This window comes from Streptosporangium sp. NBC_01810, from assembly GCF_035917355.1.
In the GTDB taxonomy this organism is placed as follows: domain Bacteria; phylum Actinomycetota; class Actinomycetes; order Streptosporangiales; family Streptosporangiaceae; genus Streptosporangium.
The window spans coordinates 6,546,956-6,567,125 of record NZ_CP109070.1 but is presented as its reverse complement, the minus strand read 5'-3'; the positions used below and the strand labels follow the sequence as shown (position 1 = coordinate 6,567,125).

The window sequence follows — 20,170 nt, the reverse complement described above, 5'->3', positions numbered from 1 at the left end:
CCCGTGAGGCCGCGCCGGCGACTGGACTGAGGAGAGCGGGGTTGTGAGGCCGCGCCGGCGACTCGTGAGGAACGAGCGGCCCCGGTCGACGAGGGAAGGAGCCGGGTTTGAGCGGCCTCACCGCGACGCGCAGCGTCGCATTGGATACGCATTAGATACGCGCCAGCGTCGCAATGGGAGCATTGATGACCTGGTGGATGACCTGTCCGGCGGCGCCCAGGGTCGCGGCGTCGCCGCCGAGCCGTGAGACGGACAACTCGGGGACCGCCTGGCGCATCGCGCCCAGCCGGGCGGTCATCGTCCGGTGCGCCGGATCCCGGATCCACGGGAAGAGCGGGGCGAAGATGCCGCCCAGCACGATCATGCCGGGATCCATCAGGTTCACCGCCGAGGTGAGGGCGATGCCGAGTGCCTGCCCGGCACGCTCGCACGCTTCCAGCGCGTCCGGCTCGCCCGCGCGCAGGCTCTTCAGCAGCTCGGGGATGCCGGTCAGGCCGCAGGCCCGGAGCAGGGCCTCCTGTCCGGCGTACTGTTCCAGGCAGCCCCGGCCGCCGCAGCGGCAGGCCGGCCCGTCCGGGTGGACGACCACGTGTCCCAGCTCCCCGGCGAGGCCGCGGGCGCCGCGGAACAGGGTGCCGTCCACCACCAGGCCCGCGCCGATGCCGATCTCCCCCGACACGTGCAGGAAGTCGCCGGGGGCCGATCCGAACCAGAGCTCGCCCAGGGCCGCGAGGTTGGCCTCGTTGTCCACCTCGACGGGGAAGTCCAGCAGGTCGGAGACGCGGACGTCGTGCCAGCCGAGGTTGGGGGCGGTGTGCACGAGTCCCCCGTCCACGGGGCCGGGCACCGCGAGGGTCGTTCCGGCGATGTAAAGGCTATCCCGGCGGGCTTCGTCCACAGCCCTGCGGGCAAGTTTTGCCAGGTTGGAAAGGGTTTCCACAGGGGAGGCCGCGTGGTTGTCCACAGCCTGTGCATATCGGAGCCGCACCGCGAGAGTGAGGTCGACCACGCAGGCGGACAGGTGGTCGACGTTGATCTCCAGGCCGAGCGCGGCGACCCGCCGCCCGCTGAGTACGACCGCCGTGCCCGGCCGTCCCCGCTCGCCGTCCCGCAGCGCGCCGGACTCGGTGACCATGCCCGCCTTGATCAGGTCGCCGACCATCTTCGACACCGTCGTCTTCGTCAGCCCGGTGATCTCGGCCAGCGCCGCCCGGGTGACCGGGCCGTTCCTGCGGATCTCACCGAGGATCACGCCGAGGTTGCGGGCACGCATCGAGTCGTGGCGTACGGCCTGTGTCATGAAACATCCACCTCTTGACGATCTCACCACTCCGATCCATATTAAGTCCATAAAGTGGATTAAATCGGAGGAACGGATGAGCGCCTACACCCCCAAGCCCGAAGATCGCTTCACCTTCGGGCTCTGGACCGTCGGCTGGCAGGCCCGTGACCCCTTCGGGGACGCGTCGCGGGCCCCGCTGGACCCGGTGGAGAGCGTTCATCGGCTCGCCGAGCTCGGCGCGTACGGCGTCACCTTCCACGACGACGACCTGCTCGCCGTCGAGCCCGACAGGGACAAGGCCATCGCGAACTTCAAGAGGGCGCTGGCCGAGACCGGGCTCAAGGTCCCGATGGCCACCACCAACCTGTTCACCCACCCGGTTTTCAAGGACGGCGCGTTCACCAGCAACGACCGTGAGGTCCGCCGCCACGCGCTGCGCAAGGTCATCCGCAACATCGACCTGGCCGCCGAGCTCGGCGCGACCACCTACGTCTGCTGGGGTGGGCGCGAGGGCTCCGAGTCAGGGGCCGCCAAGGACATCAGGGCCGCGCTCAGCCGCTACAAGGAGGGCATGGACCTGCTCACCTCGTACGTGATCGAGAAGGGCTACGACATCAGGTTCGCCATCGAGCCCAAGCCGAACGAGCCGCGCGGTGACATCCTGCTCCCGACCATCGGCCACGCGCTCGCGTTCATCAACGAGCTCGAACACCCCGACCGCGTCGGACTCAACCCCGAGGTGGGCCACGAGGAGATGGCCGGGCTCAACTTCGCGCACGGCATCGCGCAGGCCCTCTGGCACGGCAAGCTCTTCCACATCGACCTGAACGGCCAGCACGGCCCCCGCTACGACCAGGACCTGATCTTCGGCCACGGCGATGTGAAGAACGCCTTCTTCCTGGTCGACCTGCTGGAGAACGGCGGCTACCAGGGACCCCGGCACTTCGACTACAAGCCGCTGCGTACCGAGGACTCCGAGGACGTCTGGGCCTCCGCCGCGGCCAACATGCGCACGTACCTGATCCTGAAGGAGAAGGCAAGGGCCTTCCGCGCGGATCCCGAGGTCATCGAGGCGCTCGCCGCGAGCAGGGTCGCCGAGCTCTCCGAGCCCACGCTGGCCCCGGGCGAGACGATCGCGGACCTGGACCGCGACGACTTCGACCTCGAAGCGGCGGCCGCGCGCGGATTCCACTTCACGCGCCTGAACCAGCTCGCCATGGACCACCTCCTCGGGGTCCGCGGATGACGCTCGTGGCCGGGGTCGACTCGTCGACCCAGAGCTGCAAGGTGGTGATCAGGGACGCCCGCACGGGCGCCCTGGTCCGTCAGGGGCGCGCGCCCCACCCGGAGGGCACCGAGGTCGACCCCGCCTCCTGGTGGGAGGCGCTCCAGGAGGCGCTCGCCCGGGCGGGTGGGCTGGACGGCGTCGAGGCGATGAGCATCGGCGCGCAGCAGCACGGCATGGTCTGCCTGGACTCCTCCGGCGACGTCGTCAGGAAGGCGCTGCTGTGGAACGACACCCGCTCCGCCGGGGCGGCGGCCGACCTGGTGAGGGAGCTGGGCGGCCCCGAGCGCTGGGCCGAGGCGGTCGGCAGCGTGCCGGTGGCGTCGTTCACGGTGACCAAGCTCCGCTGGCTGGCGGAGCACGAGCCGGACTCCGCCCGTCGTACGGCGAGGGTGTGCCTGCCACACGACTGGCTCACCTGGCGGCTTGGTGGGGAGTTCGTCACGGACAGGGGTGACGCCTCGGGCACCGGATACTGGTCGCCCGCGACCGGGGCCTACCGGACCGACCTGCTGCGGACGGCCTTCGGCGCTCTCCCCGAACTCCCCGCGGTGCTGGGGCCCCGTGACGGCGCGGGAGAGGTCAGGGTGTCCGGAACCGGGGCGGTGCGGCTCGCGCCGGGGACGGGCGACAACATGGCGGCGGCCCTCGGAGTCGGAGCCCTGCCGGGGGACGTGGTGGTGTCGATCGGGACGTCGGGGACGGCCTTCGCGGTCGCCGACAGCCCGAGCGCGGACCCGAGCGGCGCCGTGGCCGGGTTCGCGGACGCCACCGGGCGGTTCCTGCCGCTGGTGGCCACGCTCAACGCGGCCAGGGTGCTCGACGCCACCGCGCGGATGCTCGGGGTCGGTCTCGACGAGCTCGACCGGCTGGCCCTGGAGGCACCCTCGGGGGCCGGCGGCCTTGTCCACGTCCCGTATCTGGAAGGCGAGCGCACGCCGAACCTGCCCTCGGCCACGGGTTCGCTGCACGGGCTGACGCTGGGCACCTCCACCCCGGCCCACCTGGCCAGGGCGGCGGTGGAGGGCCTGCTCTGCCACCTCGCCGACGCCTTCGACGCCCTCGGGCTCGACCCGGCCAGGGTGCTGCTCATCGGAGGCGGCGCCAGGTCGGAGGCCGTACGGCGGATCGCCCCCGCGGTCTTCGGGCGGCCCGTGCTCGTTCCCGAGCAGGGGGAGTACGTCGCGGACGGGGCGGCGAGGCAGGCCGCCTGGCTGCTCGGCGGCGACGAGCCCCCGGCCTGGGAGGCGGGCAGGGCCGAGCGGTACGAGGCCGATCCCGCGCCCGGGATCAGGGCCCGCTACGCCGAGGTCCGCGGGCCCGTCTCGGGCCCCTCTCGGTCCGCTCGTCTCAGGGACGGCTCAGGGTTGGATCAGGGATGCCGCCGGATGCCTGAGATCCCCTCCGGGGAGCAGGCTTGATCCATGCTCGCGTCGAAGAGGCTCTACCCCCTGATCGCATGCGCCGGGATCGTGACGGCCGCCGCGGCCGCCCTGGCCGCCGTCGTGGGGCAGCCTGACCCGGTCTCGTACCCGGACCCGCTCGATCTGACGATCAGTGAGTACGTCGCGCTGGACCGCAGCGGGATCACCGGGTTCGTCATGGCGTCGCTGGGGGTCGCCTCCCTCGCGCTGGTCGCCGGGCTGCGTGCGACGGGGGCGCCGATGGGTGTCCTGGCCGAGCGGCTGATGTGGGTGTGGGGCGCCGGGCTCATCGTCCTCGGGGTGTTGCCCGCGGTCCTTCCCGGCACGGGCACGGACCTGGTCGGCCAGACCTACCGTTACGTGTCGATCGCCGTGTTCGTGGCGATACCCGCGGCGGGTGGCCTGCTGGTGGCGCGGTTCAGGGAGGACGAGCGGTGGCGGCCGGTGGCCGGGACCGTGGAGTGGCTGGCGCTGGCCGGAGGTTTCGGCCTGCTGGTGATCACCTACGTGGCGCTTCCCGGGCACGGGGTGCTCGCCGGTCTCGCCGAGCGGATCCTGCTCGGCGCCGAGGTCGCGCTGGTCGGTGTGCTGGCCGCCCGGCTCGCGCGACTTACCTGGGCGCGGAGCGCCGCTCCCGCATCACGCGCCGCTCTGGGCTGACTTGTCACTTCTCATGACTATTTCATGACATGTCACAAATAGGCTACAAATGGCAGGAGTAGCCAGTGCTATTCTCGTCGGCGATCTAGAGATCGTCCGGGGGCTCCCCCTGGCGTTCCGTGAGCGAGCCGTTGAGGTGACATGGCATCGAGCAAGTCCATCCGGTTCAAGGTCTCGGTGCTGCTGGCCATCCCTCTCACCTCACTGGTGGCGGTATGGGGCTTCGCCGCGGCCGTCACGGTCGGCGACTCGATGAGCCTGCGCTCCATCGGCACACTGTACGAATCCATCGGCAAGCCCACCGCCGACCTGAAGAACGCGGTCCAACGCGAGCACATCCTGTCGGCCGAGTACCTGGCCACCCGCTTCGACTCCGACCACAAGACCCTCACCGGACAGCGCGCGGTCACCGATCAGGTCCGTAACCGTCTCCGCCAGGAGATGGACGGGGACGCGGTGCAATCGGAGATGTCCGACGAGATGAGGACACGCTACGCCGAGCTGACGAGGCAGGTGGAAGGGCTCGACGCGATCCGCGCCAGGATCGACTCCGGGCGGATCGGCCCGGTAGGGCTTGTAGAGGAGTTCGCGAGGGTGCCGGATGCCCTGAACCGGCTCTACAACACCCTGAGTCCCGGCAACGAGATCCCGATCTACCGCCAGTTGCGCGGCGCCGTGGCGGTCGACCAGGCCATGAACATGCTCAGCCGCGAGCGGGCGCTCGCCACGGGACCGCTGGCGCTGGAGAGCCCGATGACGGCGGGCGAGATGCGAATGTTCACCCGGCTCGCCGGTAGCCGGACCTTCCTCATGGAACAGGCGCTCCCCGAGCTGGAGCCCTCGCTGCGCGCCCCCTTCACAGAACTGATCGCCTCCTCGCCGTACGCCCGGTTCACCGCCGTGGAGTATCGCCTGCTGCGCGGCCACAGCGTCTCGGCCGCCGAGTGGCGTGCCGCGGGCGACGCGCTGGACGCCGCCTACCAGCGGTCGATGGCGGAGGTCGGTCCCATGCTCGTCGCACGGGCCAAGCCCGCGACCACGGGCGTCTACGTCCGCGCCGACCTCGTCGGCGTGCTCGGCCTCGTCGCGGTCGTCGCGTCGCTGCTCGTCTCCTACCGGATCGGCAGCGGGGTCACCAGGGAACTCGCCGCCGTGCGGCGGGCCGCCGCCGACCTCGCGGAGGTGCGGCTTCCCGGGATGATGGAGAAGCTGCGCCGCGGCGAGAAGGTGGACGTGACGACCGAGGCGCCCGCGCTGGAACCGCTGGGCAGTACCGCCGAGATCCACGATGTCGCCGCCGCCTTCGACAGCGTCCGGCGCAGCGCCGTGGACGCCGCCGTGGAACAGGCCAGGCTGCGCGAGGGCACCGCCCAGTCCTTCCGTAACCTCGCCCGCCGGAGCCAGTCGCTGCTGCAGCGCCAGCTGAAGCTGCTCGACGGCATGCAGAAGCGGGCGGAGAGCCCCGAGGCGCTGGAGAACCTCTTCAGGCTCGATCACCTCACCACCCGCATGCGCCGCCACGCCGAGGGCCTGGTGATCCTGTCCGGTGGGGCGGCGGGCCGCACGTGGCGCTCGCCGGTGCCGATGGAGGACGTGCTGCGCGGGGCCGCCGCCCAGGTCGAGGACTACGCCCGGGTGCGGATCTACCCGATGGGCGGCACCACCCTGGTCGGCAACGCCGTCGCGGACATGATGCACCTGTTCGCGGAGATCCTGGAGAACGCCACGGTCTTCTCCCCGCCCGACAGCCAGGTCTCGGTCCGGGGTGAGCTCGTGGGCCGCGGCTTCGCCGTCGAGATCGAGGACAGAGGGCTCGGGGTGACCGCGGAGAGGCGTGCCGCGATCAACGAGCGCCTGGCCAGCCCGCCGGAGTTCGACCCGGCCGACACCGACCGGCTGGGCTTCGCCGTGATCGGGTTGCTGGCCGCCAGGTACGGGGCCGAGGTCGTGCTGCACTCCTCGCCGTACGGCGGCACCGCGGTGGTCGTCCTCATCCCCGAGGAACCGCTCGGAGAGCCGGAGCCCGTCGAGCAGTTCCCGGAGCCGCCGGTGCTCACGGTCATCAGCGTCCGGCCCGAGCCTGAGGGACGGTCGGAACGGGCCGCCGGGTCCGGTGAACCCGTTGAGCCGGCGGTGCCGATTCCGGTGGACCTGTGGAGGCCGCTGCGGCGCGTCGGCGGTCTGCCACGCCGGGTACGGCAGGCCAACACGCCGCCGAGGCAGGTCAGGGAGTCACGCCCGCCCGACGCCGAGATCGAGGAGCGGTCGCCGGAGGAGGCGAGGGCGCTGATGAGCGCCATGCAGTCCGGCTGGCGGCGTGGCCGGGCCGCCGACGAGGACGGCGATGCCGAGCGTTGAGCCGGGCCGCGAGAGCGGGAGCGCGGGCGGAGACGGGTCCACAAGACCGGATTCGCCGCGCCGGTGGGGGGAAAAATCAACATGATCATCAGAGGGGAAGGGGTTTAACCACGTGCCGGGTGAGCTTTATTGGCTGCTGGATGACTTCGTCACGAGTGTGGCGGACGTTTCGCACGCGCTGATCCTGTCCAACGACGGGCTGATGATGGCCTCGTCCAGAGGGCTGAGCAAGGAGGACGCCGATCACCTGTCGGCGGTGGCTTCCGGCTTCCAGAGCCTCGCGAAGGGCACCAGCCTGCAGTTCGGCGGCGGCGCCGTACGCCAGACGATGGTGGAGATGGACTCCGCGTTCCTCTTCGTCACCTCAGCCGGTCAGGGGAGTTGCCTGTCGGTCATGACCACCGGTGCCGCCGACGTGGGCCTGATCGCCTATGAGATGGCCCGCCTGGTCACCCGTGTCGGACAGCATCTGGCCACCGGACCCCGGATGGCCGGCCAATGAGCGACGACGTCGAGTGGGTGGACGAGGAGGCCGGTCCCGTCGTCCGCCCCTACGCGATGACCGGGGGACGCACCAGGGCGTCGTCCTCGCTCGACCTGCTCTCGATGGCGGTGGCGACGGGGACGCCGATCTCCCCGGGAGCGTACCTGGGCTCCGAACACCGGCGGCTGCTCAAACTGGTCAGGCGGGCACGCCCGATCGTGGAGATCGCGTCGGACGCCGACCTGCCGGTCGGCGTGATCAAAGTCCTGCTGGGCGACCTGCTCGACCAGGGCCTGATCCTGGTGAGATCGCCGATTCCCGCCGCCTCCGTGCCACCGGAGAGCCTGCTGAGGGAGCTGATCAGCGGCCTGCGGGCACTGTGACCTCCCGCCGGGGCGGCTGTGCCCATGTCCGGTCCCCGGCACCGGGGCCGGGAGCCACCCCCGGCCCGTTCCTCAGCTCTGGCTGGCCGTCAGCACCTTCAACGAGTGCTCCACGAGGGTCACGAGCACCGTCTTCGCCGAGACGCGGCGCCGCACGTCGCAGAGGAGCACCGGTACGTCCACGTCGAGGTCCAGGGCGACGCGTACGTCGTCCGCCTCGTGCTGGGCGGCGCCGTCGAAGCAGTTGACGGCCACGATGAACGGTGTGCCGCGCTGCTCGAAGTAGTCGATCGAGGGAAAGCAGTCGGTCAGCCGCCGGGTGTCGGCCAGTACCACGGCACCCAGCGCGCCGTAGGACAGCTCGTCCCACATGAACCAGAATCGCTCCTGGCCGGGGGTGCCGAACAGGTAGACGACCAGGCCCTCCCTGATCGTGATGCGGCCGAAGTCCATCGCGACGGTGGTGGTGGTCTTGCCCTCCACGCCGTCGACGTCGTCGATGCCGATACCGCGGTCGGAGAGCACCTCCTCGGTGCGGAGCGGCCGGATCTCGCTGATGGCGCCCACGAGAGTGGTCTTGCCCACCCCGAAGCCGCCCGCGATGAGAATCTTGAGGGCGACGGGTTCGTCAGAGGGCCCGAAGTCCATTGATCACTTCCTTGAGAATGCGCTCGCTCGCGGAGGCGCGCCCGATCGAGATGAGCTTGTGGTCCTGCAGGTCGCCGAGAAGGACCCTGACCACGCCGAGTGGCAGGTTGAGGTCCGAGGCGACGTCGGCGACCGAGGTCGGGGTGGTGACCATGGCGAGAATGCGTTCCTGTTCCGGCCCGGGGACGAATCCCCCGGACGGCCCGGCGCGGGTCGAGGTGACCATCGCGACCAGATCCAGAGTGTCACCGGAGGAGCGGGTGCGACCCCTGATGAGCGCGTAGGGCCGGACGACCGGTCCGGCCTCCTCGTCCATCCAGCGTGTCATCCGGACCTCCGGCACCGGGTTCGGGGGTCCAATGGGCCGTGGACGGCGTCGCCACCCGCTCCCCCGCTCATGAGAGACCTTGGCGCGGACCGGTGGAGATGTGCTGGCCCACCCGCTTGACCAGCATCGCCATCTCGTACGCGACATGGCCCACATCGGCGTCGGAGCTGCTCAGCACGGCCAGGCAGGTTCCCTGTCCGGCAGCGGTGACGAACAGGAACGCCGACTCCATCTCCACGATGGTCTGGCGCACCTCACCACCGCCGAAATGGCGCCCCGCGCCGCGTGCCAGGCTCTGGAACCCGGCTGCGACCGCGGACAGATGTTCGGCGTCCTCGCGGTTGAGCCCCTTCGAGAAACCGACGGCCAGCCCGTCGGTGGAGAGGAGCACCGCCTGGCGTACCGCGCTCACCCTGCTGGTCAGGTCGTCGAGGAGCCAGTTCAGCTCGCCGGTGTTGGTCAATTTTCCGGTCATGTGTCCCCCTTGTCGCCTGTTGTATGGTGCGCGAGGGCATCGTCCTGCTCCTCGCGTCCGCGCCGTGCACCCGCCTGGAAGGCGGAGAACAACGCGCGGACCTCGTCGGGTGAACGCTCCTCGCGCGGTTCCGCCCTCGGCTCCGGCTCGGCGGACTCCGTCGCCTCGGCCTCCTGGCGGAGTTGAGGCGCCAGGTTCGCCTGCCGGATCCGGCGGGGCAGGCCGCCCGGCCCCGTAGCAGGCTGTGAGGCCGTCCTACGCGCCGGAGCGTCATTGCCACGCTCGATCTCGTGAGGCGTCTGGTGAGACTCACGGGACCCCCGTGGCGACTCCTGATGCGGCGCGGGGAAGGATGCGCGGGCCCGGCCGGTCTCCTGGCCCACGGACCCGCCCGGATGCCTCTCCTGCCCGGCGGACGGGGCACGGGCCGGCAGGTTGGTCACCACGCTGAGCGACGGCGCGGCGGTGGACTGGGCGGGGGAGGCCGGCCTCGTCCTGCGGGGCAGGCCGTTGCCGTTGACGGGGGGCGAGAACGTGTCGGGCGAGGAGGGGGCGAACAGTTCTCCCGGACGCTTGGCGGCGTGCTCGGTGCTGGAGGAGGCCTGCTCCACGGTGAGGGCGAGCGGCGACCCCTGCTGGGCGATCACCGTACGGGGGATGAACACGATGGCCGTGGTGCCGCCGAACGGCGAGTTGCGCAGCATGACCTGGATGCCGTGCCGGGAGGCGAGCTGGCCCACCACGAACAGGCCCAGCCGGTCGCTGTCGGCCAGGTCGAACTCCGGCGGGCCGGCCAGCCGCTCGTTGATGGCCGCGTACTCCATGGGGCCCAGGCCCAGGCCGCGGTCCTCGACCTCGACGGCGAACCCGTTGGCCACCACGTCGCCGCGTACGGTCACCATGGCCTGCGGCGGGGAGTAGATCGTGGCGTTTTCGACCAGCTCGGCCACCAGGTGGGTGATGTCGGCGACCGTGCTCCCGTCGAGCGAGACGTCGGCCACCGGCATCACGTTGACCCGGGTGTAGTCCTCGACCTCGGCGATCGCGGCCCGCAGGACGTCGATCACCGGCACCGGCTTGCGCCACGACCGGCCGGGCGCCGCACCGGACAGGATGATCAGGCCCTCGGCGTGCCGCCGCATGCGGGTGGTCAGGTGGTCCAGCTGGAACAGGTCCTCAAGGCTGTCGGGGTCGGTCGCCCGGTGCTGCATGCTGTCGAGCAGGGTGAGCTGGCGGTGGAGCAGGCTCTGCTTGCGCCGGGCCAGGTTCACGAAGACCTGGCTGACGCCACGCCTCAGGTTGGCCTGGCCGACGGCGGCCTCGACCGCGGTCCGCTGCACCGAGCCGAACGCGTGGGCCACGTCGCGCACCTCGGCCGAGCCGCACGCCTGGATCGGCGGCGCCTCGGCCTGCACGTCGACCTCCTCGCCGCGCCGCAGGCGGTCCACGACGCGGGGAAGCCGCACGTCCGCCAGGTCCAGGGCGGCCGAACGGAGCCCGGCGAGCTCGGCGGCCAGGCGGCGGCCGAAGCGGACCGAGAAGATGATCGACGCGACCACCGCGATCAGGCCGACGCCGCCGGCGATCACGATCCGGAGCAGGACGCCGGTGGCCATCGTCTGCGCCCGGTCCGCCAGTTCCTTGGAGGCGGCGAGATTGACCTTGTCGAGCCAGGTCGAGATCTCGTTCACGCTCGCCTTCCACCGGCCGGCCTCGGGAGCCAGCCGGTTGCCGGTCGATCCGGCGATGGCCTTCTCCAGGTTCGTGAACCTCACGAAGGCCGCGGACTTGAAGGTGTCGCGGTACGCCGTGCCCAGCTCGGGATCGAGTGAGGCCGCGCCCTTGGTGTGCAGGAATTTCCGGGTGGTGACGTACTCGCCGAAGGCCTTGCGCTCCCCCTCTGACAGCCGGTAGTCGATCAGAGCCCCGCTGACCAGCGCGTTCTCCCTGGCGAGCATCTCGTAGGCGTTGCCCATGCCCTGCATGGCCGTGGCCTGCTGGAAGATCGCCAGATCGGGCACCGCGGCCATCTGGTCGTACACCAGGAAGACGGCGTCGAGAACATGGTTGTAGTTCGACAGCACCTCCAGCCGTGACTGCTGCCCGCTGTCGATACCCGAGCGGACGTTCGAGAGGGTGTCGAGCCGGCTGAGCAGCCTGTCCAGCGAACTGCGAAGTTCCGGGCTGCCGGAATCATCGGAGGCGGTGGCCTTCTTGAACGCCTGGACCGCGCGGTCGGTCCGGGAGCGCTGCTCGCCCATACCGCTGGTGAGGACCCGGGAGCTGATCGCCACCGACGACTGCATCCGCTCCGCCTGAAGCTGTAGTCCCAGCTCCGTGGAGGTCATGCCCACCGACTGGTAGATGCTGTTCGCATTCAGCAGTGCGATCCCGTCACCGATGGTGAGGTTGAGCACGAAGCCCCACAGTGCGCTCAGTGACAGCAGCGGCAGGAGCAACAGCAAGAAAATCTTGAACCGAATCGAGCGGTTTCCAGAGCCCATGTCCACTCGTCCCAACCTCTGAGCGTGTGGAGGCTCGTGCCGGTTTAGGGATGGATAGGCCTCCGGAAGATCGCATAGGAGACTAGCACCGAATATGCTTTCTGCGCAGTGGAGGATCGGATGACTAGTGTGATTACCGGGGCCAGTGCCGGAATTGGCGAGGCAGCGGCGGTAGAGCTCGCGAGGCGCGGGCAGCGGGTTGTTCTGGTCGGCCGTAATCCCGATAAGACAACTCGCGTGGCGGAAAGGGTGACGGCCGTCTCCGGAACGGTCCCGGATACGTTCACCTGCGATTACACCTCCTTGGACGATGTGCGCAGGCTGGGGGCCGAGCTGCTGTCCCGCTACGAGCGGATCGACATTCTCATCAACAACGCGGGCGTCATGAGCAGCGAGCGCACGCTCACCCGCGACGGCCACGAGACGATGATCCAGGTCAACCACCTCGCCCCCTTCCTGCTGACGAACCTGCTGCTTGAGCGGGTCGGGGAGCGTGTGATCACCACCTCCTCCCGGGCGGGCAAGACCGGGCGCCTCGACCCGTCCGACCTCGACCGTGAGCGGCGGCGCTGGAGCGGCTGGCTCCAGTACGGGGACTCCAAGCAGGCGGGTGCCCTCTTCACAGTGGAGCTGGCCCGGCGCCTCGCGGGCACCGGGGTGACCGCGACCTGCTTCCACCCCGGTGTGATCAGGACCGAGTTCGCCCAGGCGACGTTGATGATGTGGATGGTGAAGAACATCCCCGGCATGGGCCAGACCGTCGAGGAGGGTGCGAGCACCATGGTCCACCTCGCCACCCACCCGGACGGCACCGCCCACCCGGGCCGCTACTTCGCCAAAAGCGCCCCGGCGGCCGTCCCCAGGAGAATGGCCGACCCCGCGCTGGCACGCGCACTCTGGGACGCCAGCGCCGCCGCCGTCGCGTAGTCGCGCCGTCGCCTAGCCGCGCCGCCGTTGCCGTCGCGTCGCCGTCGCCGTCGCCGTCGCGTAGCCGCCGCTCCGCCGCGCGCCCTCGCCGGGGGCGCGGCGGGGAAGTCCCCGCCGCTCCCCGCCGGGGGCGCGGCGGGGATTTCCCCGGCTGTCACCGGCTGTTCGCCGGGCGTTGGGCGGGTCCGGTTACGGTCCGGCTGTGAGTGTCGCAACCCCGCTGCGGGCCGTTCTCCCGCACGCCGCGGGCAGGGACCCGTTCTTCGACAACGCCAAGTTCCTGGCGATCACCCTGGTCGTCTCCGGCCACCTGATCGAGGACCTGCGGGACGTGCCGGTCGCGCACGCGGCCTACTTCTACGTGTACACGTTCCACATGCCGCTGTTCATCGTGCTCAGCGGCTACCTGTCGCGGAACTTCACCTTCTCCTCCGGCAAGGCGCGCAAGCTGATCAGCACGCTCGCCGTCCCGTACGTGATCTTCGAACTGCTCTACTCGCTGCCGCGCCTCATCCTGTACGGCAAGCTCGACATCAGCCTCCTCGACCCGTACTACCTGACCTGGTTCCTGATGTCGCTGTTCCTGTGGCGGCTGTCCACACCGGTCTGGCAGCAGTTGCGGTGGCCGCTGACGGTCGCGGTCGGGCTGTCGCTGCTGTCGGGGGTGAGCAGGCTGCCCGACGAGCTGTCGATGAACCGGACCCTCGGCCTGCTCCCGTTCTACGTGCTCGGGCTGATGCTCCGTCCGGAGCACTTCGAGTGGCTCAGGCGGCGGTGGGTACGGGCCGCGGGGGCGATCGTGCTGGCCGCGGGGGGCGCCCTGACGCTCGCCGTGCACACCCAGGTGAGGACAGAGTGGATCCGGTGGCGGCACGCCAACGACGTGATCGGCGTCGACGACCTCACCGGCAGCCTGATCCGCCTCGGCATGCTGGCCGCCGGTGCGCTGCTCGTCGCGGCGTTCCTGGCGGTCACCCCGGCCCGGCGTACCTGGTACTCGGAGCTCGGCACGGCGACGATGTACGCCTACCTTCTCCATGGCCTGGTGGTGAAGGTCGCCGAGCGGTTCTACGGCGACTGGGCCCAGACCCTGCCGGGGGTGACGGCCGTGGCGCTCCTCGGGGTGGGGCTCGCCGCCCTGCTGTGCACGGGGCCGGTGCGGCGCGTCACCCGCTGGGCGGTCGAGCCGAGGATGAGCTGGGCCTTCACCAGACTGAGAAAACCCGCCTGACCCCGTCAGCGCTGGAGCTCGGCGACCGCGCGGTAGGCGGCGGTGACGGCCGCGTCGGCGCGGGCGGCGGGTACGGAGTCGGAGTTGGCGATCGCGATCCGGCCGTGCGGCCGGCGGGCAACGGCCGCCGGCGGGTTCCCGTCGGGGTAGAAGTCGAGGTCCCACGGGGTGGCGTACTCGGGTGTGTAGCCGTGCCCCCACCGGTTGATCGTGATCGCCTCGATGTCGCGGGCCGCGTCGAAGCCTCCCGGGCCGAGCAGCCGGGTGAGCTGGTCGCGGATGCTGTACTCCAGTTGCCCGTACGGTGTCTCGATCAGGGCGTACCGACCGGCGATCGAGCCGCGCGCGGGTGACACGCCGGGGGTGACGGGCGTGCTGACCATGTGCACCGCGATCGGCTCCCGGGGTGTCCTCGGGCACCGGTAGCCGCCGACGTCGGCCGGGTCGTCGAGCTCGGCCACGCACCAGCGGGCGCCGGTGAACCTGGCGCGTCTGATCCCGATCTCCTGCCAGGCCCGCCAGTCACGGAGCTGGACCGTCGCGTACAGCACGGGCACCTTGACCGCCCGGTACAGCGCCGCCCGCTGCGCGGACGGCAGGTCGCCGACCAGGTAGGGGATCATCGAGTTCCAGCAGGCCATGATCACGCTTCCGGCCCGTACGGTCCGTACCCACTTGCCGTCGAAGTAGCCGACCGTGGCACCGGTGGCCGCCTCCGGCAGGCCGTCGTTGACCGCCGAGACCACCGGGCTGGACAGGCGTACCCGGACCCGGTTGCCCGGCCGGTCGAGCAGACCGTAGTCGAAGCTCGCGGTGGTGATCCCCGCCATGTCGCCCGTCGTGGCGAAGCCGGGAATCATCCGGGCGGCCATCATCCGGACGATCGCCTGGTTGCCCTCGGGGAAGCGGTAGGCGCGAGGCTCGTCCGTGTCCCACTCCTTGATCACGGTCGGGGAGTTGTATCTGGACGGCTTGGAGGCATCGAGCCCGAGCCCCTGGAACCCTGGGTACCGGTACTCGTCGGCGCCGGCCCAGGCGTCGATCGCGCCGAAGGCGTCGGAGCCGTAGGCCCACTCGTCACTCGGCATGGTCTGGACGAACTTCAGCACGTCCGGGTGGACCCCGCAGACCTCGGCGAGGAAACCCGAGTAGGTGAGCCGGGCGAGCCGTTCCTGTTTCTCCTCACCGGACAGGCCGGGAAACCAGTCCGGAGGGGCGCCGTACAGCATGAGCAGGTCCTTTCCGGCCTGCTCCGCGACCGGCAGTTCGGCGATCCACCGCGGTGCCCGCTTGCCGGGGGTGAACACGACCAGCCTCTCGGCCGGGAAGGTCTCCCGGTCGCAGAAGACGCTGTCGTGCATCCCCAGGTCCGCGTACAGCCGCCGCTCCCCGGCGAGCCTCTCGGGGCGGATGCCCAGCTTGGCGAGCAGGTCCTTCCCCTCGGGGGTCCACGCCGCCGGGTTGATGATCGCCCGTGACCCGCCGTACGCGACCAGCGGCCCCTTCCTGGCCCTCGGGCGGAACTCGTTGCGCAGGGCGTGCCCGCCGATGTCGTCGTGGTTGTCCAGGATCAGGATCCGCGCGCCGGGGTCGCGCTCCAGCCACCGGTGGGCCGCGCTGAGACCGCTGATCCCCGCGCCGACCACGACCAGGTCATAGCGCTCGCCGGTGGGTTCGGGCATGCCCGCGTACGCCCAGAACCGCTGGTCGCGAAGGGCGTGGGGCACGCTCAGCGCCTCCGCGGTGTCGCCGCGCAGCCCGGTGAGGGACGGCGGGTAGGAGGTGTCGGGCGAAAGCTCCAGATCTTCCGCGTCGGCGAGGCGGGACGCCTTCGCCGCGCTCTCGGCGGGGGAGGCGTCCCATCCGCCGGCTCCGGGCAGCGAGCACGCCGCCGCGATCCCCGTGGCCGCGATCATCCCGTCGAAGAAGTCCCGGCGGGAGATGGGCCGGTCCATGCCGAGTTCCAGGGCCTTAAGTGGATTGATCTCATGAGGATCGGTCATGGGGCGATCATCACGATGTGAATGGATCGCCGCGGTCGCCGCGCTGCGTTTTCGGGAACTTTTTACCCATGCCATTAGCGCGCTGTCACGATATCTCCTGCATGAGAGCCATGTCGTGGTCGACGGGAATTGAAAAGGGCATCGACGTCACGCCGGCTTATCCGGTCCGGGGAAAACAGCCCTAGCCGGGAGCATCCCGGCGCGCCGGCACGCACCGCTCCGCCCGCTCCGCGCCTTTCCGGCACTGACCTCGGATTCCGCGGGTCAGGAGGCGACGTGGATGCGAGGGGCGCCTGCTGTATGGATTGTCGGGATAAGCCGGAACGTTATGGTGAGTCGGCTCGTTACCTGTATAAGGTGAAGCACGGGGATTAACGGTGGAAGTCCGGCAGAGCTCATGCCGCGGCATGGTAGGCATTCGTTTTCCCTCTGACAGCTGGTCCGGGGAGTATCGCGTGGTCGGTAAAGAGGGCAGGGTCACCGGAAAGATCGGTCCCGGCCTGGTCGGGGAGGTGATGGTGGCGGTCCGCGGCGGTGTCGAGGCGTTCTACGCGTATCCCACGGTTCCCGACGAGGAGATCGCCACCGGCTCGATCGTCGTGGTCGTCACCTTCTTCCCGCCGCGCACCGTCTACGTCGCCCGAGCGCTCGCCTGACACCTCATCCCCCATCGTGGAGGCCGCGATGCCTACGGAGTACTTCGTCATCGGGGGCGTCGTCCTCGTCGCCCTTCTCGTCATCGTCCTGTTGTTCAAGGCCATCTGGCGGGTGGCCGAGCCCAACGAGGCGCTGATCATCTCCGGGCTCGGCGCCCGGGGCAGGGCCGAGGAGGCCGACAGCCTCGGATTCAAGATCATCACAGGTAAGGGCACCTCGGTGCTCCCCGGATTCCAGACCGCGCGCCGCCTGCGCCTGGACAGCCGTGCCGCCAACCTCCAGGTCTCCTGCGTCACCCAGCAGGGCATCCCGGTGGTCGTACGCGGCGTCGTGATCTACAAGGTCGGCGACGACCTGCACTCGATCGCCAACTCCGCCCGCCGTTTCCTGGACCAACAGGATTCGATGAACGGCGCCATCCACGAGCTGTTCACCGGCCACCTGCGGTCGATCATCGGCAACCTGACGGTCGAGGACCTCATCCTCAACCGCGAGCGGCTGACCGGCGAGACCCGCGCCTCGGCCGCCGATGAGATGATCAAGCTCGGCCTGATCGTCGACTCCCTGCAGATCCAGGAGATCGAGGACGAGACGGGCTACATCACCAACCTCGGCAAGCCGCACGCCGCCAGAATCGCCGCCTCGGCACGCATCGCCGAGGCCCAGCGCGACCAGGAGGCCACCGAGGCCGAACAGGTCGCCGCAGCCAACAAGGCCGCCGCCTGGCGCGACTCCCAGATCAAGCAGGCCGCCTACCAGGCCGAGATCGACGAGGCCCTGGCCAGGTCCCGCCAGGCCGGGCCGCTCTCCGAGGCGTCCGCCCGCCAGGAGGTCGTCGTCCAGGAGACCCGTGCCGCGGAGCTTGAGGCGGCGCTGGCCGAGCAGCGACTCCAGGCTCAGGTCCGCAAGCCCGCCGACGCCAGGGCGTACGAGACGGTGACGGCCTCCCAGGCGGAGCGCGACGCCCGCATCGCCCAGGCCGAGGCCGAGGCCCGCGAGACCGAGCTTCGCGCCGCCGCGCAGGCGTCGCAGGTCAAGCAGGCCGCCGCGGCCGAGGCGGAGTCCGTGCGGCTGCGCGGCCTCGCCGCCGCCGACGCGACGAAGGCCACCGGTCTGGCCGCCGCGGAGGCCTCCAGGGCACAGGGACTCGCGGAGGCCGAGGCGGCCAAGGCGAAGGGCCTGGCCGAGGCCGACGCGATCCGGGCCCGTGCCGAGGCCCTCGCCGAGAACCAGGAGGCGGTCATCGCCCAGCAGCTCGCCGAGAACTGGCCGCAGATCGTCGAGGCGGGGGCGAGGGCCTTCGGCAACGTCGACCACATGGTCGTGCTCAACGGCGCTCAGGGCGTCGAGGAGATGCTCGCCAAGGCTCTCACCCTCGGCGGCGCCGGTCTCGGACTCGCCCGCTCCCTGCTGAGCGGCACCACCCCCGGCAGCACCCCCGGAGCCCCCGCCACCCCCGCCGTTTCCAACGGCACCACGGCTGTCGAAACCCCCGGAAAGCCCGTCGACCCGACCCCCTGACACCGGGAATCCCCGGGGACGATCACAGGCCGGAACCCGTATACGACCACTTCAAGACAGGATCGTGACCCGTGGCCACTAATTCGGGGCACTCCGTTATGTGTTGTCGCCCTTCCTCAGGGCATACGCCTGGCAGCTGAGCAGACAGGAGCGTGGAACATGACAGTCACCGGCATCATCACCGCCATCGTCATCGGCGCCGTCATCGGTGCCCTCGGTCGGCTCGTCGTGCCCGGCAAGCAGGGCATCCCGATCTGGCTGACCATCGTCATCGGTATCGTCGCCGCCCTCATCGGCACCGCGATCGCCGGAGCCCTCGGAGTCGCCACCACGTCGGGCATCGACTGGGTCGAACTCATCATCCAGATCGCCCTGGCCGCCGTCGGCGTCCTTCTGGCGGTGAGCCTGTACGGCAGGCGAGGCGTCCGGTAACCAAGTCCACCCGTGCCCGGAGCCGGGTTCCCGGAAAAACCCGGGAAGCCGGAGACCGGCGCCCCGGCACCCACGACGCCCCCGGCCCGGAACCCTCCGGACCGGGGCCGTCGTCACGCATGGCCACCGCCCAGAACACGTCATACGCCTCGAACACGGATGCCCAACTCACGCTTGGAAACCCTCCCCGACCAGTCACGCGATCAGGGACGTGTGTCGAAGTCTCCAGCCTTGATACGACCAAGGAAGATTCGCCACTCGTCAGGTGAGAAGATCAGCGCCGGGCCGTGGGCGTCTTTGCTGTCCCGGACGGCCACGATCCCAGACAGATTACCTGCCACCTCGACACACGCTCCGCCGTTGCCATTGCTACACGAACTCTTGCGCCACTCCGCATGGGATAGGTCCACAGGCTGGTTCTCCACCGTCCCGCACTCCGTTTTCTCTTGAATCGGTCGTCACTTCCCAAGTTCGCTCGCCACTCGTGCGATGAGCTCCCCCGAAGAGTCGGTAGGCAGGGCAGCAGCACGCAGGTGGTTGAACATCAGCGTATACCGCTCTACTTCGGACTGCTTTTCCAGATAAATCGTTCCGGTGGGGTACTCGATGTAGACCACATCAGGATCGTTCGGGCCGAACTGGAGTACGTGGAATCCTCCGCCCATCGCCGGATGCGCTCCAGCTGAAAACGGCAGAACCTGAAGGGTCACGTGTGGCAGTGTGGCGGCCTGCACCAGGTATTCGAGCTGGGTACGCATCACCTGGACGCCTCCGACCGGACGCCGGATGGCCGCTTCGTTGATGATCACCCACAGGTGTGGTGGGTCATCGTTTTCCAGCAGCTTCTGGCGCGCGACGCGCACCATTACTCGCTGATCTACCTCTTCTTCGGATGCTCTGATCTGTGCGGCACGATGCACCGCACGTATGTAGTCCCCGGTCTGCAGCAGCCCCGGCACGAACTCGGATTCGTAAAGATGCAGTGCCGAGGCTTCTGACTCCAAGCCGACGTAGACCTCGAACCATTCAGGCACAGCCTGCCCATAGACATGCCACCAGCCGCGTTGCCGAGCTTCCCGGGCCAAGGTGAGCAACGCGTCGCGCTCCCTGTCCTGGACCTCGTAGACAGCGAGCAAGGCTCGCACGTCGCTGGGTTGCACCGCCCTGCGGCCAGTCTCGAAACGGCTCAGCTTGGTGGCGTGCCAATCGAGCTGTTCGGCCACCTGATCGATAGTCAGCCCCTTTTCCTCCCGAATTCGACGCAGTTCGGCGGCAAGCCGACGCCGCCTGACGGTTGGGCTGTGTGCCTGACGAACCAATCCCAAATCCTCACTATCGGTATAAGTCGGCCGCATTTTCATAATGATCTCTTTTTGGGCAGTTGCTTGCTGGCAGTTGCCAAAAAGCAGCTACGGGAACACACTTGCAATGCTTCCATGGTTCAAGGCTTCAGACGTCAAAGTCCAACTACTTGGCGCAACCGTCCGATGGCGAGCTGCGAATCAGTCAGGTCGTTCCTCTATTGCGAACGGTCCATGACACCAACGAATGCACCCACAAGCCGTACG

General features: G+C 69.6%; 19 protein-coding genes. 11 read left to right on the top strand and 8 right to left on the bottom strand.

The annotated features are described in order from the left end of the window. Nucleotides 1–151: 151 nt before the first annotated feature. Nucleotides 152–1,300, bottom strand: a complete 1,149-nt coding sequence (locus OIE13_RS29400; protein ID WP_326646459.1) for an ROK family transcriptional regulator — start codon at nt 1,298–1,300, stop codon at nt 152–154. A 76-nt stretch (nt 1,301–1,376) separates the two neighbouring features. On the opposite strand from OIE13_RS29400, the gene xylA reads away from it, so the two are divergent. The 6 genes from xylA (at nt 1,377) to OIE13_RS29370 (ending at nt 7,876) form a co-directional block, all read left to right on the top strand. Beyond that, entirely contained in the window at nt 1,377–2,528 is a 1,152-nt protein-coding gene (gene xylA, locus OIE13_RS29395) for a xylose isomerase (protein ID WP_326646460.1), read from the top strand. Next, nucleotides 2,525–3,988, top strand: coding sequence for a xylulokinase (gene xylB, locus OIE13_RS29390; RefSeq protein WP_326646461.1), 1,464 nt, complete (start codon nt 2,525–2,527; stop codon nt 3,986–3,988). The genes xylA and xylB overlap by 4 nt, the downstream gene beginning before the upstream one ends. 3 nt (nt 3,989–3,991) lie before the next feature. Then, nucleotides 3,992–4,651 carry a DUF998 domain-containing protein gene (locus OIE13_RS29385; RefSeq protein WP_326646462.1) on the top strand — a complete coding sequence of 220 codons (660 nt, stop codon included), beginning with the start codon at nt 3,992–3,994 and terminating at the stop codon, nt 4,649–4,651. Nucleotides 4,652–4,792: 141 nt separating this feature from the next. Continuing rightward, a complete protein-coding gene (locus OIE13_RS29380) occupies nt 4,793–7,009 on the top strand; it encodes a sensor histidine kinase (RefSeq protein WP_326646463.1) in 2,217 nt (738 codons plus the stop codon). A 112-nt stretch (nt 7,010–7,121) separates the two neighbouring features. After that, nucleotides 7,122–7,511 carry a roadblock/LC7 domain-containing protein gene (locus OIE13_RS29375; RefSeq protein ID WP_089210923.1) on the top strand — a complete coding sequence of 130 codons (390 nt, stop codon included), beginning with the start codon at nt 7,122–7,124 and terminating at the stop codon, nt 7,509–7,511. After that, a complete protein-coding gene (locus OIE13_RS29370; RefSeq protein ID WP_326646465.1) occupies nt 7,508–7,876 on the top strand; it encodes a DUF742 domain-containing protein in 369 nt (122 codons plus the stop codon). The genes OIE13_RS29375 and OIE13_RS29370 overlap by 4 nt, the downstream gene beginning before the upstream one ends. A 72-nt stretch (nt 7,877–7,948) precedes the next feature. Here the strand turns inward: OIE13_RS29370 and OIE13_RS29365 are convergent, their stop codons facing one another. The 4 genes from OIE13_RS29365 to OIE13_RS29350 form a co-directional block, all read right to left on the bottom strand. Beyond that, nucleotides 7,949–8,524, bottom strand: a complete 576-nt coding sequence (locus OIE13_RS29365; RefSeq protein WP_326646466.1) for a GTP-binding protein — start codon at nt 8,522–8,524, stop codon at nt 7,949–7,951. Further along, on the bottom strand, nt 8,505–8,852 hold the full coding sequence (locus tag OIE13_RS29360; RefSeq protein ID WP_326646467.1) for a DUF742 domain-containing protein: 348 nt from the start codon (nt 8,850–8,852) through the stop codon (nt 8,505–8,507). Before OIE13_RS29360 ends, OIE13_RS29365 begins: the two co-directional genes overlap by 20 nt. Before the next feature lie 67 nt (nt 8,853–8,919). After that, nucleotides 8,920–9,327, bottom strand: coding sequence for a roadblock/LC7 domain-containing protein (locus OIE13_RS29355; protein ID WP_326646468.1), 408 nt, complete (start codon nt 9,325–9,327; stop codon nt 8,920–8,922). After that, nucleotides 9,324–11,792 (bottom strand): sensor histidine kinase, encoded by a 2,469-nt coding sequence (locus OIE13_RS29350; protein ID WP_326646469.1) that lies wholly within the window; start codon nt 11,790–11,792, stop codon nt 9,324–9,326. The genes OIE13_RS29355 and OIE13_RS29350 overlap by 4 nt, the downstream gene beginning before the upstream one ends. Before the next feature lie 159 nt (nt 11,793–11,951). Between OIE13_RS29350 and OIE13_RS29345 the strand changes: the two genes are divergently transcribed. After that, nucleotides 11,952–12,758, top strand: a complete 807-nt coding sequence (locus OIE13_RS29345) for an SDR family NAD(P)-dependent oxidoreductase (protein ID WP_326646470.1) — start codon at nt 11,952–11,954, stop codon at nt 12,756–12,758. 202 nt (nt 12,759–12,960) lie between these two features. Beyond that, nucleotides 12,961–13,989 carry an acyltransferase family protein gene (locus OIE13_RS29340; RefSeq protein WP_326646471.1) on the top strand — a complete coding sequence of 343 codons (1,029 nt, stop codon included), beginning with the start codon at nt 12,961–12,963 and terminating at the stop codon, nt 13,987–13,989. A gap of 5 nt (nt 13,990–13,994) precedes the next feature. Here the strand turns inward: OIE13_RS29340 and OIE13_RS29335 are convergent, their stop codons facing one another. Then, nucleotides 13,995–15,992: an FAD/NAD(P)-binding protein gene (locus tag OIE13_RS29335; RefSeq protein ID WP_326646472.1), complete on the bottom strand. Its 1,998-nt coding sequence runs from the start codon at nt 15,990–15,992 to the stop codon at nt 13,995–13,997. 455 nt (nt 15,993–16,447) lie between these two features. Between OIE13_RS29335 and OIE13_RS29330 the strand changes: the two genes are divergently transcribed. The 3 genes from OIE13_RS29330 (at nt 16,448) to OIE13_RS29320 (ending at nt 18,602) form a co-directional block, all read left to right on the top strand. Continuing rightward, nucleotides 16,448–16,648, top strand: coding sequence for a hypothetical protein (locus OIE13_RS29330; protein WP_326646473.1), 201 nt, complete (start codon nt 16,448–16,450; stop codon nt 16,646–16,648). A 28-nt stretch (nt 16,649–16,676) separates the two neighbouring features. Then, nucleotides 16,677–18,170, top strand: coding sequence for an SPFH domain-containing protein (locus OIE13_RS29325; protein WP_326646475.1), 1,494 nt, complete (start codon nt 16,677–16,679; stop codon nt 18,168–18,170). Nucleotides 18,171–18,329: 159 nt separating this feature from the next. After that, nucleotides 18,330–18,602, top strand: a complete 273-nt coding sequence (locus OIE13_RS29320; protein ID WP_326646476.1) for a GlsB/YeaQ/YmgE family stress response membrane protein — start codon at nt 18,330–18,332, stop codon at nt 18,600–18,602. Between the two features lie 203 nt (nt 18,603–18,805). Here OIE13_RS29320 and OIE13_RS29315 read toward each other — a convergent pair whose 3' ends face one another. Both OIE13_RS29315 and OIE13_RS29310 read right to left on the bottom strand, forming a co-directional pair. Continuing rightward, nucleotides 18,806–19,012, bottom strand: a complete 207-nt coding sequence (locus tag OIE13_RS29315) for a DUF397 domain-containing protein (RefSeq protein ID WP_326830319.1) — start codon at nt 19,010–19,012, stop codon at nt 18,806–18,808. A 48-nt stretch (nt 19,013–19,060) separates the two neighbouring features. After that, nucleotides 19,061–19,963 carry a helix-turn-helix domain-containing protein gene (locus tag OIE13_RS29310; RefSeq protein ID WP_326829001.1) on the bottom strand — a complete coding sequence of 301 codons (903 nt, stop codon included), beginning with the start codon at nt 19,961–19,963 and terminating at the stop codon, nt 19,061–19,063. Nucleotides 19,964–20,170 lie beyond the last annotated feature (207 nt).

Coding starts and splice junctions, on each gene's coding strand:
- OIE13_RS29400 (WP_326646459.1), bottom strand. CDS start 1,300: ATGACACAGGCCGTACGCCACGACTCGATGCGTGCCCGCAACCTCGGC.
- xylA (WP_326646460.1), top strand. CDS start 1,377: ATGAGCGCCTACACCCCCAAGCCCGAAGATCGCTTCACCTTCGGGCTC.
- xylB (WP_326646461.1), top strand. CDS start 2,525: ATGACGCTCGTGGCCGGGGTCGACTCGTCGACCCAGAGCTGCAAGGTG.
- OIE13_RS29385 (WP_326646462.1), top strand. CDS start 3,992: ATGCTCGCGTCGAAGAGGCTCTACCCCCTGATCGCATGCGCCGGGATC.
- OIE13_RS29380 (WP_326646463.1), top strand. CDS start 4,793: ATGGCATCGAGCAAGTCCATCCGGTTCAAGGTCTCGGTGCTGCTGGCC.
- OIE13_RS29370 (WP_326646465.1), top strand. CDS start 7,508: ATGAGCGACGACGTCGAGTGGGTGGACGAGGAGGCCGGTCCCGTCGTC.
- OIE13_RS29365 (WP_326646466.1), bottom strand. CDS start 8,524: ATGGACTTCGGGCCCTCTGACGAACCCGTCGCCCTCAAGATTCTCATC.
- OIE13_RS29360 (WP_326646467.1), bottom strand. CDS start 8,852: ATGACACGCTGGATGGACGAGGAGGCCGGACCGGTCGTCCGGCCCTAC.
- OIE13_RS29355 (WP_326646468.1), bottom strand. CDS start 9,327: ATGACCGGAAAATTGACCAACACCGGCGAGCTGAACTGGCTCCTCGAC.
- OIE13_RS29345 (WP_326646470.1), top strand. CDS start 11,952: ATGACTAGTGTGATTACCGGGGCCAGTGCCGGAATTGGCGAGGCAGCG.
- OIE13_RS29335 (WP_326646472.1), bottom strand. CDS start 15,992: ATGACCGATCCTCATGAGATCAATCCACTTAAGGCCCTGGAACTCGGC.
- OIE13_RS29325 (WP_326646475.1), top strand. CDS start 16,677: ATGCCTACGGAGTACTTCGTCATCGGGGGCGTCGTCCTCGTCGCCCTT.
- OIE13_RS29320 (WP_326646476.1), top strand. CDS start 18,330: ATGACAGTCACCGGCATCATCACCGCCATCGTCATCGGCGCCGTCATC.
- OIE13_RS29310 (WP_326829001.1), bottom strand. CDS start 19,963: ATGAAAATGCGGCCGACTTATACCGATAGTGAGGATTTGGGATTGGTT.